Annotated in this window: 12 protein-coding genes; 10 read left to right on the forward strand and 2 right to left on the reverse strand. The window is 54.9% G+C overall.

Annotated features, from left to right (window positions below):
* The first annotated feature begins 127 nt into the window (after positions 1-127).
* From ACTU44_RS17030 to ACTU44_RS17070, 9 genes are all read left to right on the forward strand, one after another.
* Positions 128-850, forward strand: coding sequence for a FadR/GntR family transcriptional regulator (locus tag ACTU44_RS17030; RefSeq protein ID WP_114099410.1), 723 nt, complete (start codon positions 128-130; stop codon positions 848-850).
* Positions 834-2021, forward strand: coding sequence for a PLP-dependent transferase (locus tag ACTU44_RS17035; RefSeq protein WP_462096036.1), 1188 nt, complete (start codon positions 834-836; stop codon positions 2019-2021). The genes ACTU44_RS17030 and ACTU44_RS17035 overlap by 17 nt, the downstream gene beginning before the upstream one ends.
* Positions 2022-2053: 32 nt before the next feature.
* Positions 2054-3322 carry an ABC transporter substrate-binding protein gene (locus ACTU44_RS17040; RefSeq protein WP_114099408.1) on the forward strand — a complete coding sequence of 423 codons (1269 nt, stop codon included), beginning with the start codon at positions 2054-2056 and terminating at the stop codon, positions 3320-3322.
* Entirely contained in the window at positions 3319-4260 is a 942-nt protein-coding gene (locus tag ACTU44_RS17045; protein ID WP_462096037.1) for a carbohydrate ABC transporter permease, read from the forward strand. The genes ACTU44_RS17040 and ACTU44_RS17045 overlap by 4 nt, the downstream gene beginning before the upstream one ends.
* A gap of 10 nt (positions 4261-4270) precedes the next feature.
* Positions 4271-5122, forward strand: a complete 852-nt coding sequence (locus tag ACTU44_RS17050; protein WP_114099406.1) for a carbohydrate ABC transporter permease — start codon at positions 4271-4273, stop codon at positions 5120-5122.
* A gap of 13 nt (positions 5123-5135) precedes the next feature.
* Complete coding sequence (locus ACTU44_RS17055) at positions 5136-6245, forward strand: ABC transporter ATP-binding protein (protein WP_114099405.1); 1110 nt, start codon at positions 5136-5138, stop codon at positions 6243-6245.
* Positions 6246-6407: 162 nt separating this feature from the next.
* A complete protein-coding gene (locus ACTU44_RS17060; protein WP_258548776.1) occupies positions 6408-7187 on the forward strand; it encodes a substrate-binding periplasmic protein in 780 nt (259 codons plus the stop codon).
* 129 nt (positions 7188-7316) lie between these two features.
* Positions 7317-8306, forward strand: coding sequence for a GAF domain-containing DNA-binding protein (locus ACTU44_RS17065; protein ID WP_114099404.1), 990 nt, complete (start codon positions 7317-7319; stop codon positions 8304-8306).
* Between the two features lie 214 nt (positions 8307-8520).
* Positions 8521-11088 carry an autotransporter family protein gene (locus ACTU44_RS17070; protein ID WP_462096038.1) on the forward strand — a complete coding sequence of 856 codons (2568 nt, stop codon included), beginning with the start codon at positions 8521-8523 and terminating at the stop codon, positions 11086-11088.
* A 74-nt stretch (positions 11089-11162) separates the two neighbouring features.
* Here ACTU44_RS17070 and ACTU44_RS17075 read toward each other — a convergent pair whose 3' ends face one another.
* Positions 11163-12086 (reverse strand): arylamine N-acetyltransferase family protein, encoded by a 924-nt coding sequence (locus ACTU44_RS17075; RefSeq protein ID WP_462096039.1) that lies wholly within the window; start codon positions 12084-12086, stop codon positions 11163-11165.
* A 394-nt stretch (positions 12087-12480) separates the two neighbouring features.
* Here ACTU44_RS17075 and ACTU44_RS17080 point away from each other — a divergent pair, with 394 nt between their 5' ends.
* Entirely contained in the window at positions 12481-13335 is an 855-nt protein-coding gene (locus ACTU44_RS17080; RefSeq protein WP_114099401.1) for a D-amino-acid transaminase, read from the forward strand.
* 97 nt (positions 13336-13432) lie between these two features.
* On the opposite strand, the gene ACTU44_RS17085 is transcribed toward ACTU44_RS17080, so the two are convergent.
* On the reverse strand, positions 13433-14293 hold the full coding sequence (locus tag ACTU44_RS17085) for an SDR family oxidoreductase (RefSeq protein ID WP_462096040.1): 861 nt from the start codon (positions 14291-14293) through the stop codon (positions 13433-13435).
* Positions 14294-14363 lie beyond the last annotated feature (70 nt).

The raw sequence follows: 14363 nt of genomic DNA on the forward strand, positions 1-14363 counted from the left end.
GGTTGAATTCAGACTTGACTTGAACCGATTCAATCTGAAAATTGGTCTGACGTCTGATGACTGACCACACTGACTTTTGCAAGTCGGGCCAGATCGGACACAGTGATGACAAGCATGAAGGTGCGATGTGCCGCAAGCGGACGGAACGACCATTCGACCCATTGAAACATCGGGACGCCGTGATGCGATCCTTGAAGCGCTGACCGACTTCATTGTCAGCTCGGAACTGACTCCGGGCGACCGTTTGCCGCCGGAACGCGAATTGATGGCGGGCTTGAAAGTCGGCCGCTCCAGCATCCGCGAGGCCATCGGCCACATGCAGGCACTTGGTATTGTGGAAATTCGTCGCGGATCGGGCACCTATCTGAAACGACCGGTCAGCGAAAAGACGCTTTTCATGCCGCTCTCGATTGCCACCCAGCGTGACGGGTTGCTGCAAACCCTTGAAGTCCGCCGTGGACTTGAAGTCGAAGCAAGTATGCTGGCTGCCAGGCGCGCCACGCCCGAGGACATTGATGAAATGCGGACTGCCCTTGATGCAATGGAGGCAGAGCATCTTGAGTTTGGAACCGCCGGCGAGGCCGACCTTGTATTTCACCTCTCGATCTACAAGGCATCGGGCAACCCGTTATTTGAACAGCTTCTGGGGCAGATGCGTGAAGCCTTTGAAAGCTTCTTTGCCCAACCGTTCAACCGGCCGGATTTCGCCAGTTCATCCTTTGAATTTCACCGCATGTTGTTTGACGCCATCGTTGCCGGTGATGCCGAACTCGCACGCAAACACACCCTTGCCATCCTTGAAGTCGTCGAGAACGACATCGTGAGAATGTCTGATGAAGAACAACAATAATCCTGCCGATCCTAATCAGTTGCCACGCGCCCCCGAAAGTGTGGTCGCCTATGACGCCGAGCATTTTGCAAATGCCGTCGTTCCACCGATCTTTCAGAATTCTCTGTTCACCTTCGAGAATTTCGACGAAATGGTCGAAACCTATGCCGGGCGCAAGACCCGCCCGGTCTATTCCCGTGGCCTGAACCCCACCACACGCGCCTTTGAAGAAAAGATCGCGCAGCTTGAAAGAACCGAAGACGCCCTTGGTCTGGCAAGCGGCATGGCTGCCATTTCGTCGGCGGTTCTGTCTGTTGTCAAACCGGGGGACCGGATCGTGTCGGTCGAACATTGCTATCCCGATGCCTTCCGCTTTTTCGAGATGTTCCTGCGCGACATGAATGTCCGTGTTGATTATGTCGATGGTCGCGACCTTGATGCTGTGCGAAAGATCATGCCCGGTGCCAAGGTTCTCTATCTTGAAAGCCCGACCAGCTGGACCTTCCACACGCACGACATCGCCGCCCTTTGCCAGATCGCCCGCGATCATGGTGCGGTTTCGATGATTGATAACAGCTGGGCTTCGCCGGTTTTCTGTCAGCCCGCCACTCTTGGCTGTGATGTCGTTATCCATTCTGCATCGAAATATATCGGCGGGCATAGTGATGTGGTCGCTGGCGTGATCGCCGGAAGCAATGAATTTATCGGCCGCGTGCGCTCTCATATCCTGCCGTATCTTGGTGCGAAACTGTCGGCCTTCGATGGCTGGTTATTGCTGCGCGGCTTGCGCACATTGCCCGCACGTATGCGCGAACATCAACGTTCTGCGACGATCATTGCCCGCAATCTCGCCAATCATCCCAAAGTAACCGCTGTGCATTATCCCGGATTGATGGAACCGGCTGCACCGGGACTAAGCGGTTCTTCCGGACTTTTCTCATTCGAGTTCGCCCCCGAGGTCGACATTCCGACCTTTGTTGATGCGCTGCGCTTTTTCAAGATCGGCGTGTCGTGGGGCGGGCATGAAAGCCTGATTGTCCCCGCACTGGTTACGCGGGCGCAAGTGGGTGGACCCAATTCGGCGATACGCTTTGGCGTGCCCGAAAATCTGGTCCGCCTGCATATCGGCCTCGAAAGCGCCGAAGACCTCTGGTCTGACCTGGCGACCGCAATCGAGGCAAGCCTGAAGTAAGAAAACTATCGTTAAAAACAGGGAACTTCACAATGAACTGGAAAACAACGCTACTGGCAGGTGTGACGTCTATTGCGCTAACAAGTCAGGCCTATGCCGACACAACATTGAAACTGGTGGAAGTCATCTCCAGCCCGGAACGTACCGAAACCCTTAAAGGGCTGGTCGCCGAGTATGAAGCCGCGAACCCCGGTGTAACGGTCGAAATCACCTCCCTGCCCTGGGGTCAGGCATTCGAGAAATTCGCAACCATGGTTTCAGCCGGCCAGACGCCTGATGTCGTCGAGATGCCCGACACCTGGCTGACGCTTTATGCCAATAACGGTGCCCTGGAAAGCCTGGAACCGTATCTGGCAAAATGGGATGGTGCCAAGACGCTGAATGACCGTGCACTGGAATTTGCGCGTTCGGCAGGCAACACCGCCTATATGCTGCCTTATGGTTTTTACCTTCGTGCGATGTTCTATAACAAGAAACTGTTCGAAGAAGCCGGTGTCACCGAAGTCCCCGCAACCCTTGAAGATTTCCGGGCGGCTGCCGAAAAAGTCTCGGCCCTTCCGGGCAAATACGGCTATTGCATGCGTGGCGGACCGGGTGGTTTGAACGGCTGGGTGATGTTTGGTGCCGCCGAAGCCGGTTCGAACAAATTCTTCACCGAAGACGGTCAAAGCACGTTTAATTCCGAAGGCTGGGAAAACGGTCTGGAATATCTGATCAATCTTTACAAAGACGGTCTGGCACCGAAAGACAGCCTGAACTGGGGCTTTAACGAAATTGTCGCCGGGTTCTATTCCGGGACCTGTGCGATGCTTGATCAGGACCCCGACGCACTGATCGCGATTTCCAGCCGCATGAAGGAAGAAGATTTCGGCGTGACCACCATGCCCAAAGGTCCGTCAGGAAAGGCATTCCCGACCATCGGGTATGCCGGTTGGTCGATGTTCTCGAACAGTGAACATAAAGACGAAGCCTGGAAACTGATCGCCCATCTTGAATCCAAGGAAAGCAACCTGACCTGGAACAAGCGTATTGGTGCCCTTCCAATCCATAATGGCGCCGAAAGTGATCCGTTCTTTGCCAGCCCGCAATTTGCCGGATGGTTCGCCGAACTTTCCGATCCGGATGTCCATCCGACCGTGATGCCGACCCACCTTGAAGAATTTGCCTTCTTCAAGGACAGCCTGGTCATCCGCACCAGTCAGGAAGCGATGCTTGGCCGGATCAGCCCGGAAGAGCTTGCCAATCAGTGGGCAGACTATCTGACCCCCGCACAGAAAAAATGGATGCAGGCAAATCAGTGAACACTGGAACCCAAACCGGAAAACTCCCCGTCGAAAGACGGGGAGGCTTCTCAAGGAAGTTTTCCGGGATCATCGAACCTTATCTTTATGTCTCGCCGGCCCTTGTCCTGATCATTGCGGTGATGTTGATGCCGCTGATCCTTGGACTGAGTTATGCCTTTCGCGATATCCGTATCCTTAACCCGTTCAGTGGCGGCTTTGTCGGTACGGCCCATTTCGAAGCCCTGATATCAGATCAGGCGTTTCTGGACGCCCTTGCCAATACCGCATGGTGGACATTCGGGTCGCTGCTGTTTCAGTTCGGCCTCGGGCTTGTTCTGGCACTTCTGCTCAATCGGCAATTCCTTGGACGCAGACTTGTGCAGGCGCTGGTTTTCCTGCCCTGGGCGGTTCCGACATTTCTCTCGGGTCTGAACTGGGCCTGGATGTTTAACCCGGTTGTCGGTCCGCTGCCGCACTGGATGACATCGCTTGGACTGATGGCCGAACCGTTCAATATCCTGTCGGATCCCGACCTTGCCATGTGGGGGCCGATCATCGCCAATATCTGGTTTGGCATTCCGTTTTTTGCCATCACCCTGCTGGCGGCCCTGCAATCCATCCCCAAGGAATTGTATGAAGCGGCCTCGATTGACGGTGCCACGACCCGCCAACAATTTATCAGCATTACGCTGCCCTTCCTTGCGCCAACCATTGCCATCACACTGATGCTGCGCACCATCTGGATTGCCAATTTCGCCGATCTGATCGTTGTCATGACCAATGGCGGCCCGGCAGATTCCACCCAGATTGTTGCTTCCTACATCTTTACCCAGGCCTTCCGCCGACTTGATTTCGGCTATGCCTCGGCGATTGCCGCAGTCCTTCTTGTTCTGTTGCTGGCCTATGCGCTCAGTATGATTGCGCTTCGTCGTGCCATGACGCATACAGATAGCTAGGGAATTCCCCATGACCCTGACCGGACAAACTTCCACACGCAAGCTGCTTTACTGGGGCAGTCACTATTTGATGATTGCGGCCTTTGTGATCTTTGCGTTGTTTCCGCTTTACTGGTTGCTCAAGGTATCGGTAACGCCCAACGACATCCTTTATACCGAAGGCGTGCGTTTGTGGCCGTCCCGCACCTCGTGGGAGAACTATGCATTCGTTCTGACCCAAAGCAACTTCCCGCATTACTTCCTGAATTCCGTGATCGTATCGGGCACAACCGCCCTCGTCACAACACTGATTGCCGCCCTTACCGGTTATGCATTTTCGCGTTTTGCCTTTCGCGGCAAGGTGATCATCGTCGCTCTGATGCTGATCACGCAGATGTTCCCGCTGGTCATGCTGATCGCACCGATCTTTAAAATTCTGGCGCCACTTGGCCTGACGGACAGCCTGACCGGACTGATTATTGTCTATACGGCCTTCAACGTCCCGTTTGCCACCTTCCTGATGCAGTCCTTCTTCGACGGGATCCCCAAGGATCTGGAAGAAGCTGCAATGATTGATGGCAATACCCGCTTTGAGGCTTTCCGGGCGATCATCCTGCCCCTGACCCTTCCGGGTGTTGCGGCAACGCTTGGCTTTGTCTTTACCGCTGCCTGGAGCGAGCTTTTGTTTGCCCTGATGCTGGTCAGCAGTGAGTCGGCGTCAACCTTCCCGGTCGGACTTCTGTCATTCGTTTCAAAATTCAGTGTCGATTTCGGTCAGATGATGGCTGCCGGTGTGCTGGCACTTGTTCCCGCCTGCCTGTTCTTCCTGCTGATCCAGCGTTATCTGGTGCAGGGTCTGACGGCTGGCGCGGTCAAAGGATAAGAGGACGTTTCAAATGGCTTCCATTCAAATTGAAAATGCGCGCAAAAGCTATGGCGCGGTTGATGTCCTGCACGGCATTGATCTCAATATCTCGGACGGCGAATTCATTGTTCTTGTCGGCCCGTCCGGTTGCGGCAAATCGACCTTGCTGCGCATGATTGCCGGACTTGAAGACATCACATCGGGCGCTATTTCGATTGCCGGCACCGTGGTCAATGAATTGCAGCCCAAGGACCGCGATATCGCCATGGTGTTTCAATCCTATGCGCTTTATCCGCATATGTCGGTTGCCGAGAATATGAGCTACGCGCTTGCCTTGCGCAAAACCGCAAAGGAAAAGATATCGGACGCGATTTCAGGCGTCGCCGAAATCCTCGGCCTGACGGCCCTTCTTGACCGTCGCCCCAAGGCACTTTCCGGCGGGCAACGCCAACGTGTCGCCATGGGGCGCGCCATTGTGCGCAAACCCCAGGCATTCCTGTTTGACGAACCGTTATCAAACCTTGATGCCCGGTTGCGAGAACAGATGCGCACAGAGATCCGCAAGCTGCATCGTCGTCTTGGCGCGACATCGGTCTATGTCACCCATGACCAGATCGAAGCCATGACCATGGCCGACCGTATCGTTGCCATGCATGACGGTATCATCCAGCAGGTCGGAAGCCCGGTCGAAATCTATGACAGGCCCGCGAACATCTTTGTCGCCAGTTTCATCGGATCACCGGCGATGAACTTCCTTGAAGGCAGCTATGAAATTGCCGACGCCACCACCGCAGGCATCCGTCTTTCGGACGGGGCGCTGATTTCGGTTCTGCCGGTTGCCGATGCCAAGCCCGGTCAGGCCATCACGCTTGGCGCACGCCCGGAACATATCTCGATTGTTGCCGATGCTCAAAGCGGCGGTCTTCCGGCAAAGGTCGAACTGATTGAACCGATGGGCCTTTCCACCCTTGTTCACGTCACGCTTGCCGGAAAGCCGATCAAGATCTTCACCATGGATCGACCTGATTATCCGGTGGACAGCTTCATCCATATCGCCTTTGACATGGCAAAAATCCATGTCTTTGATACCGCATCGGAAAAGCGCCTGCCCCCTGCCAATGCAGCCGGTATTCTGACCTGATCACCGGGCCTTTCCAACCAGCATCCCGGCAACAAAGGGTATCGTATTTGACCCCCACGGTTGCCGGGATGTGGTGCAATCGGTGATTTCGCGGTGACGGCCTCTGCAAATCAGGAAATACATCGCCATATGTTTCAGATCGCCAAGTATCTGAGATATATAATGATCATCACCGCCCGAAATCTTTTTATGTTGCTTGCCTTGATCTGCGCACCGTTCCTTGCGCGTGCAGATCATACCCTTGTGATTACCACCAATATCTATCCGCCCTATGTTCAGGAAAATGTCGAAAACAGCTTCCTCCCGGCCCTGTTTTACGAGATCGGCAAGATCATGGGTGTCACATTTGAAGTCAGGATAGAACCCTGGAAACGCGGCGAACAATCGGTCATCAATCTCGATGCATGGGGAACCTTTCCCTATACCCTTACCCAAGAGCGCAAGGACAGGTTTGCCCTGTCCGATCCGATCTATTTTGAGGACTCGCGCTTTTTTGCCTATCGCGATCCCGGCACAAGCGCACATGTCTTGCCGCCCGAAACCTATGAAAAACTTGACGAGCTCAAGCGATGGCATATTGGCGGCATTCAGGGATATTTTTACGAGCAGATATTTGCCGAGGCCGGTATTGCGGCCGATTACGCGCTGAATGAAAGTCAGAATTTTGAACGCCTGAAACTGGGACGGATTGATCTGTTCCCGGCGGCAACCACGGTTGGCTGGTATCTGATCAATCAACTGTTCCCCCCGGAAATCGCCGCCAATTTCTATACCCTTGACCCACCGCTTATTGCGCATGCCCCGCTTTTTCTGATGACCTCAAAAGACTATCCCGATAACGATAGCCTTCTGGTCAGGTTCAACACCGCTCTTGCCGAAATCCGCCAAAACGGAACCTTTAACGGCCTGATCGAACGGTTCGGGCTGGTCATGCGGTACTGAGCACATGCTCTTTTGTTGCGAATCACTCCTAAACATGCAACCCTGACACGAACAGGTCCGATAAAGCGACTTAAACGGACCTGACATAATAATAAATGAACAATATTCAGGTTGCAGGAACATACGAGTATGCTGTTGGACGAGCCATTTTCTGGCACGCCGGATGTTGCGTGCCCGCCTTTCGAGATTTTTGATCATCTGACGGGGGACACGCCCCCCGATAGTTCTAAAACCGGAACTAACTGGCTGTTTCAAGCCGCACAAATGCTGCTGTCAAAGCCCTGCGACGATGCGATTTCCCGCATTCTGGCATATATCGGCACCGCCGCCCGGGCCGACCGGGCCTGGATGTTTGAATATGATGAAACCGGGCTTTTGTTTCGCAATACCCATGAATGGAGCCGCGAAAACATTTCCTGTCATGTCGCGGATTTGCAGGACACCCCGGTCACCATGATTGCATGGCTGCATAGTCAGCTTGCCGCTGGCAGGGCTGTGATGATCAATGATGTTGCCGCACTTCCCCATGCTGCCCGTGATCTTCAAGCCGAAATGCTGCGTCAGAATGACAAAAGCGTTCTGTCTGTGCCGATCTTTTCGCGGGGAGTGCTTCGCGCCTGCATCGGGTTTGATGCCACGTCCTGTCATATGCGCTGGGGATCGGAAACCATTATTGCACTGGCACAATGCGGTGTCCTGATTGCAACAGCCCGCTACGAACGGACTACTGGCTTGCAGCCGGACGGCAATGAAAATCCCAAAACACCGCTTCCGTCTGAACCGCTGATCCATCTGCGCAGTCACGGGCTGGTACGCGGTGTGACCAGTGTAGAAATCTCCGGACTGCATTCATCCCACGATTACACAACCGTCTATCTTGATGATGGTAGCCAGATCACCGATCTCAGGCCTTTATCGGTCTGGAGTGGTCTTTTGCCCGCCAAGCATTTCCTGCGCATTCACCGGACAAGCGTGATCAATCTTTTGCATGTGCGCCATCTTGACCGTCACGCCGGTTCCAGCGGCCAGCGATGGGAAGTTCTTTTGCGTGGAACGGACAAACCCTGGACGGTTTCGCGCCCCTATCGCCGGGATTTGCGCTATCGGCTTGGCGTCTGAGTCGCCTCAACAGCCTCCAGATTTCTGTCTAAGCCCCCGAAAACACGCCATTTTCCACATATGACACTGTATTTCATGTCACTTCGTCGAACATACATGTCAAGTATTCTGTTTCCGATTGCACCGCGCATCGACACACCCTAAAGGCGAAGAAAGACAGGCGGGCAACACCTTAAAAACAAGATCCCCGCCCCGGTTGACGGGACAAACGACGATGCGGACATTTCCATCGCGGCGGTACTTTTGTGCCCTGCTGCACGATACAACTGTGCTTTGCGGACTTTCCCTTGGCGGGGGATTGATCACCCTTGTTGCGCCACAGATTGCACTGGCGCAAATCTACGTTGCCAATGGCGACAGCCAGACCGCCACGGGCATCGTTGCTGCCAACGGTGGAACGATTGAAAATGGCGGCAGTTACACCATTAACGGCCAATTTGCCAATAGCGGTGCGAGCACACTGACCAATAACGGCACACTGACCAATAACGTCACGTTTACCAATGAGAATGGCAGCACGCTGAAGAATAGCAGTGGCAGCACATTTACCAATAACGGCACGTTTACCAATAACGGCTCCTTTGATGCTGATGGCACGCTGAACAATAGCGGGACTCTGACCAATAACAGTTACATGCTCCTAAGGACCACGCTTACCAATACCGGCACCCTTAATAACGCGGGGACCCTCTCGGTAAGCGGGGGGCTGTTGGTTGGCAATATCTACAATACCGGCACCTTCACCATCACATCCACCAGTTCCAACACATATTCCGGGGTCATGACCGGCAATGGGCAGTTCAACAAGAACGGTAACCATACCCAGATTTTAACAGGGGATTCGTCTGCTTATACCGGAAGCACAGACGTTGGGCAGGGAACGCTTCAGATCGGCAATGGTGGCACCACCGGGGCGCTAGGCGGCAACATAACCACCTCCAGCAACGGAACACTTGCCTTTAATCGCAGCGATGATCAGACCTATGCCAGTGTGATTTCCGGTGCAGGTAAAGTAACCAAACTGGGTGCTGGAACCCTGACCCTGACAGGCACCAACACCTATTCCGGCACCACCACCGTTTCGGGTGGCACCTTGCTGGTGAATGGCTCTGCCAGTTCGTCGGCCTTCACAGTCCAGAACGGTACCACCCTTGGCGGGACGGGCACGGTTGGCGCGACCACCCTGCAATCGGGCGCCATTCATGCACCGGGTAATTCGATTGGCACCCAGACCGTCAATGGCAACTATACCCTTACCAGCGGATCGATCCTTGCGATCGAGGTCAATTCAGCAGGCAATGCCGATCAGGTGATCGTCAATGGTGCGGTTGATCTTGGCAGTGCGACGCTCCGCGTTCTTGGCCTGCCCGATAATGATATGTCGGGACAGAACAATTATACCCACATCATCATCGCCAATGACGGGGTCGATGCAATTGTCGGCACCTTCAACAGCATCGATAACAAACTGGCATTTTATGATGCTTCTGTTTCCTATAGTGGCGGTACCGGCAACGATGTAACACTTAGCCTCACACGCAACGACACCGATTTTACCGATCATGCCGTTACCGGCAACCAGACGGCAGTTGCCGCTGTCATTGATGATCTTCCGGGGACGGACGGTGCCGCCATCCGCACCGCCCTTCAGGGTCTGACAACCGCCGAAGTCCAGCGCGCCTATGAACAGCTTTCCGGTGACGTTCACGCCAGCAGCACCGCCATCAATGGTCAGATCGCCCAACAGGCGGGCGGGCAGATCGGCGGGCGCATGGCGGTTTTGCGGTCCGGCGGGGCCAATGCCGGAACGCTTGTTGCCGCCGAAACGCTGAGCCCTGCACAATTGACCGGCTTTGCCGCGTCCGGCCCGGCTTCCAGTGACATTATCCGCACAGATGGCGCGACCGACGCCCCGATGCTGTCGCTTGGCGATCAGGTGATGCAACAGGGGGCCTCTGTATGGTTACAGGCCATCGGTGGCAAGGGCCGTATTGATGGCGACAGTAATGTCGATACTACCGATTATAAATGGACCGGCATGATCGGCGGATATGACACAAACATGTCCGCTGACACCCGGTTCGGGGTCTATTTCGGCTATGCCGATGGCAACAGCCGTCAAAGCAACCGTGATGCCACCCTTGAGGCAGGAAACTATATGGCCGGTCTTTATGGCGACCATGATCTGGGCGATGACTGGCGGCTTTCCGGGCAGGCCGGATGGACCATGATCCGAACCGAAAGCAGCCGAAATCTTGATTTTGGTTCAATTGACCGCACCGCCTCTGCTGATTACACCGATAACGCCCTGAATGGTGAAATCGAACTGGCAAAGGGCTTTGCCCTGAACAGGAACTGGCGGATAGAGCCCTTTGGCGGATTGGGCATCTTGTGGAATGATTTTGACAGCTTTGACGAAACCGGTGCCGGTTCGGCCAATCTGTCACGCGAAGCCGACAGCCTCCTGACCGGGACTGCAAGCCTTGGCCTACGCATGGCGGGCATGATTGATACCGGCAACGGTCAAACCATCATTCCGCAATTCCGGCTGGGATGGGATCGCCATCTGGGTCCGACCACCAGCACCACCACCCTTGCCTTTGCCGGAACCTCGTCCTTCAATGTGACCGGCGGTGAAACGGATCGCGATACACTGGTTGGCAATATCGGCATGGCCCTGGCCGATGAAAATGGCTGGAGCTTCTATGCCGATTACCAACCGTCTCTGTCAGAAAATCGCACCGAACATGCACTTGCAGCAGGATTCCGAATGAACTTCTAATAAAATCATGGAGCGGGGAGCCGAAACTCCCCGCCCTTGATCATTCACAGGCGGCATAAACACCGCACAATCGTTTATCCGTTACTGTGTCTGATCATTCTTGCAAAGGCCCCCTGCCAGGCCGGATCGGGTTCGATGCCAAAGATGTCCTTGAGCGTCTGGGGGATGTCACCAATGCTGAGCGTATGTTGCTCTTCCTCGCCGGTGACAAGGCGGATGGTCAGACGGTTATTGAGCAGGGTAAAGCGCGCAAACGGGGCAGACCGCGCCACCATCAGCGTCTTGCAAAAACCGCTTTCGGGGTGATCGGATGCGTACCAGTTCATGACCTCGTAATCGATGTCACCGACCGGGGCGATATCGACTTCATGCACCGCCTTCCACACACCATCGCGTTCCAGTTCGGTACGATAGCTGTGTTCGCCCCGGATCACGCGATAGGTATCATGCGGGGTGACCTGCGGCATGGCGGTATCAAGCAACAGCGGCGCGGTCGGCACACATCCGCCAAGCCCGACATCGGCAAGCCATGCCTCGCCATCAATGATCACCCGGTTGGCCATATGGCAGCGCGGACGGGGCATGTCGGCCTCGCTATATCCCCACAAAACCCGCCCGGCCAATCCTTCGACCTCAAAGCCAAGGCTGCGCAATACCCGGCGAAACAGCCCGTTTTGTTCAAAGCAATATCCGCCGCGCCCGCCATGGATCAGTTTCTGGTCAACCCGATCCGACGCGATGCTGATTGGCGTGTCATTGAACACGTCAATCGCCTCAAACGGGATCACGGCGGGATGCAGGGCATGCAGGGATTGCAGAACTTCAAGGGTTGCTTCGCGCGGGCCGTCATATCCGATACGCGCGAAATAGGCATCGAGATCGACCTCTGGCCGCGGCACGGGAACCGGTTTGGCCCAACTGGCATCGATCCGGGTTTGCACGCTGCCCCGGTCATTGGCGACAAGGACGTCACGGTTTGCGGGCTGGTGGCTATTCATCTCGTGGCTCCATCTTTTTTCGATGATGTTGTGGTCTCATGGAGCAGGACGATAGAACCTCAACTTATGTTAGGGTCAAAGGAAAAAATTCTTCATTTTCATTTTTTTTGATCTGCCAATTTGAAATCGAATAATCTGCGACGATTTACCCATATCAGGGACCATTCATCATTCATCACCCCCTATCGATGCCCCACACAAGCAACATTCGATCATTTGAACGCATGATCCACAGCTTTTGCACGACAGGGCCCCTCGCACTGTGATAATCAATACCCAAATAGTTCTCAGACGGTCGCCGTGACATGTGCTGCATCCGGCCCGACCGCAGGAAACGTCGCCATATCCAACAAAGACGGATATCCCTATCCGTTCCTGAGCCAGGAAAGTTGCCATGCGTACTGTTTATGTGAACGGCGAGTTTTTGCCGGAAACCGAAGCCAAGATTTCGATCTTTGACCGATCCTTCCTGTTCGCCGATGGCGTTTATGAAGTGACCTCGGTACTTGATGGCAAGCTGATCGATTTCATGGGCCATATGAAACGTCTGGAACGTTCGCTTTCCGAACTTAAATTTTCCTTCAAGCCTGATATCGATCAGCTGCTTGAAGCCCATCGTGAGCTGGTAAAGCGCAATGACATCACCGAAGGCCTGATTTATCTTCAGGTCTCGCGGGGGTCGGCGGGTGATCGTGATTTCGCAATCAACCCGGAAACCACGCCGACCATCGTTATGTTCACCCAGTCCAAGTCGCTGATCAAATCAGCCCTGGCCGAACGTGGACAGAAAATCGTTACCTTCCCCGACATCCGCTGGCGCCGGTCCGATATCAAGACCGTGCAGCTGCTTTATGCGTCGCTTCTCAAAACCGAAGCCGCAAGCAAGGGGGCGGATGATGCATGGATGGTTCTTGATGGCTTTGTCACCGAAGGATCAAGCAACAACGCCTATATCGTCACCCAGGACGGCACGATTGTAACGCGCGAACTGTCGACCGACATTCTGCATGGCATCACCCGTGCATCGGTTCTGAAATGCGCCGAGGAGCTCCAGCTGAAAGTCGAAGAACGCCACTTCACGATTGAGGAAGCCCAGAACGCCAAGGAAGCCTTTTCGACCTCGGCCTCGGCATTCGTCTGCCCGGTTTCTGAAATCGATGGCAAGAAAATCGGCGATGGCGTTCCCGGCCCGATCGCCAAGCGCCTGCGCGAAATCTATATCGAAGCCAACCGCGCAACCGCACTCTGATTGGCTCCATCATCTGCGTCCCAACGCAAACGCCGCCCGGCTTCGGGCGGCGTTTTCTTTTGCATCGGGGTTTGATGTGCGGGGTTTGCTTTGCGTTTCAAACCGTTGCCTGCATCGCGGCAAGTTCTTCTTCGGTAAAGTCCGCAGCAAGGGTGACGTCCTTGCCAGCCTCAAGCACCGCCAGACGTTCGGTCAATGCCGCGCGCATACCGGCATAGGCATCCGAGCCCAGCAACAGACGGAAGGGCATTTGGGGCGCATCCGAAGCCGCAATCATTGCGTCGACCATCCGGGCCGGATCGCCCTTGATCACCCAGCCGCCGCCAAAGGCCGCTTCTTTCAGGTCATGGGCTGGCGTGCCATCATAGGCTGCAATCGGGTCAGGCTGAACGATGGAGCCTATAAACGGGGTTCGCGCCGGTCCCGGCTCGACAATCATGAATTCGATGTCAAATGGCGCGACTTCCTTGGCAAGGGATTCAACAAAGCCCTCAATCCCCCATTTGGTCGCGTGATACAGGCTAAAGCCCGGATAGGCGATCTGGCCACCTTCGGACGATACCTGAATGATGCGCCCCGATCCTTGGGCACGCAGATGCGGCAAGGCGGCCTTGATCAGGACAATTGACCCCAAAAGATTGGTATCAATGATCTGGCGCATCTGATCAATACCGGTTTCCTCGGCCGCACCAAGGATACCAAAGGCAGCGTTGCTAACGATGAAATCAATGCGTCCGACATCGGCAAAGGCCCTATCAACAGTCGCCTGCACCGCATCGGTATCGCTCACATCAAGATCGGCGACACGAAGCCGTTCACCATATTGCGCAACCAGATCGTCAAGCGATCCCGTGCGCCGCACAGTGGCGATCACCCGATCTCCACGTGCAAGCAGCTTTTCCGTAAGCCCGCGACCAAACCCGGACGATGCACCGGTAATCAACCATGTCTTGTCCATGTCAGTTCCTTTCTGTCTTGCTCTGAACATGGGGGGACTATAGAAACCAATGATTGATGCGATAACTGCG

Source organism: Thalassospira sp. SM2505 (assembly GCF_054901115.1).

Excerpts from the sequence above, each read along its gene's own strand:
- ACTU44_RS17040 (WP_114099408.1), top strand. The coding sequence starts at position 2,054 with ATGAACTGGAAAACAACGCTACTGGCAGGTGTGACGTCTATTGCGCTA.
- ACTU44_RS17080 (WP_114099401.1), top strand. The coding sequence starts at position 12,481 with ATGCGTACTGTTTATGTGAACGGCGAGTTTTTGCCGGAAACCGAAGCC.
- ACTU44_RS17065 (WP_114099404.1), top strand. The coding sequence starts at position 7,317 with ATGCTGTTGGACGAGCCATTTTCTGGCACGCCGGATGTTGCGTGCCCG.
- ACTU44_RS17050 (WP_114099406.1), top strand. The coding sequence starts at position 4,271 with ATGACCCTGACCGGACAAACTTCCACACGCAAGCTGCTTTACTGGGGC.
- ACTU44_RS17060 (WP_258548776.1), top strand. The coding sequence starts at position 6,408 with ATGATCATCACCGCCCGAAATCTTTTTATGTTGCTTGCCTTGATCTGC.
- ACTU44_RS17055 (WP_114099405.1), top strand. The coding sequence starts at position 5,136 with ATGGCTTCCATTCAAATTGAAAATGCGCGCAAAAGCTATGGCGCGGTT.
- ACTU44_RS17075 (WP_462096039.1), bottom strand. The coding sequence starts at position 12,086 with ATGAATAGCCACCAGCCCGCAAACCGTGACGTCCTTGTCGCCAATGAC.
- ACTU44_RS17035 (WP_462096036.1), top strand. The coding sequence starts at position 834 with ATGAAGAACAACAATAATCCTGCCGATCCTAATCAGTTGCCACGCGCC.
- ACTU44_RS17085 (WP_462096040.1), bottom strand. The coding sequence starts at position 14,293 with ATGGACAAGACATGGTTGATTACCGGTGCATCGTCCGGGTTTGGTCGC.
- ACTU44_RS17070 (WP_462096038.1), top strand. The coding sequence starts at position 8,521 with ATGCGGACATTTCCATCGCGGCGGTACTTTTGTGCCCTGCTGCACGAT.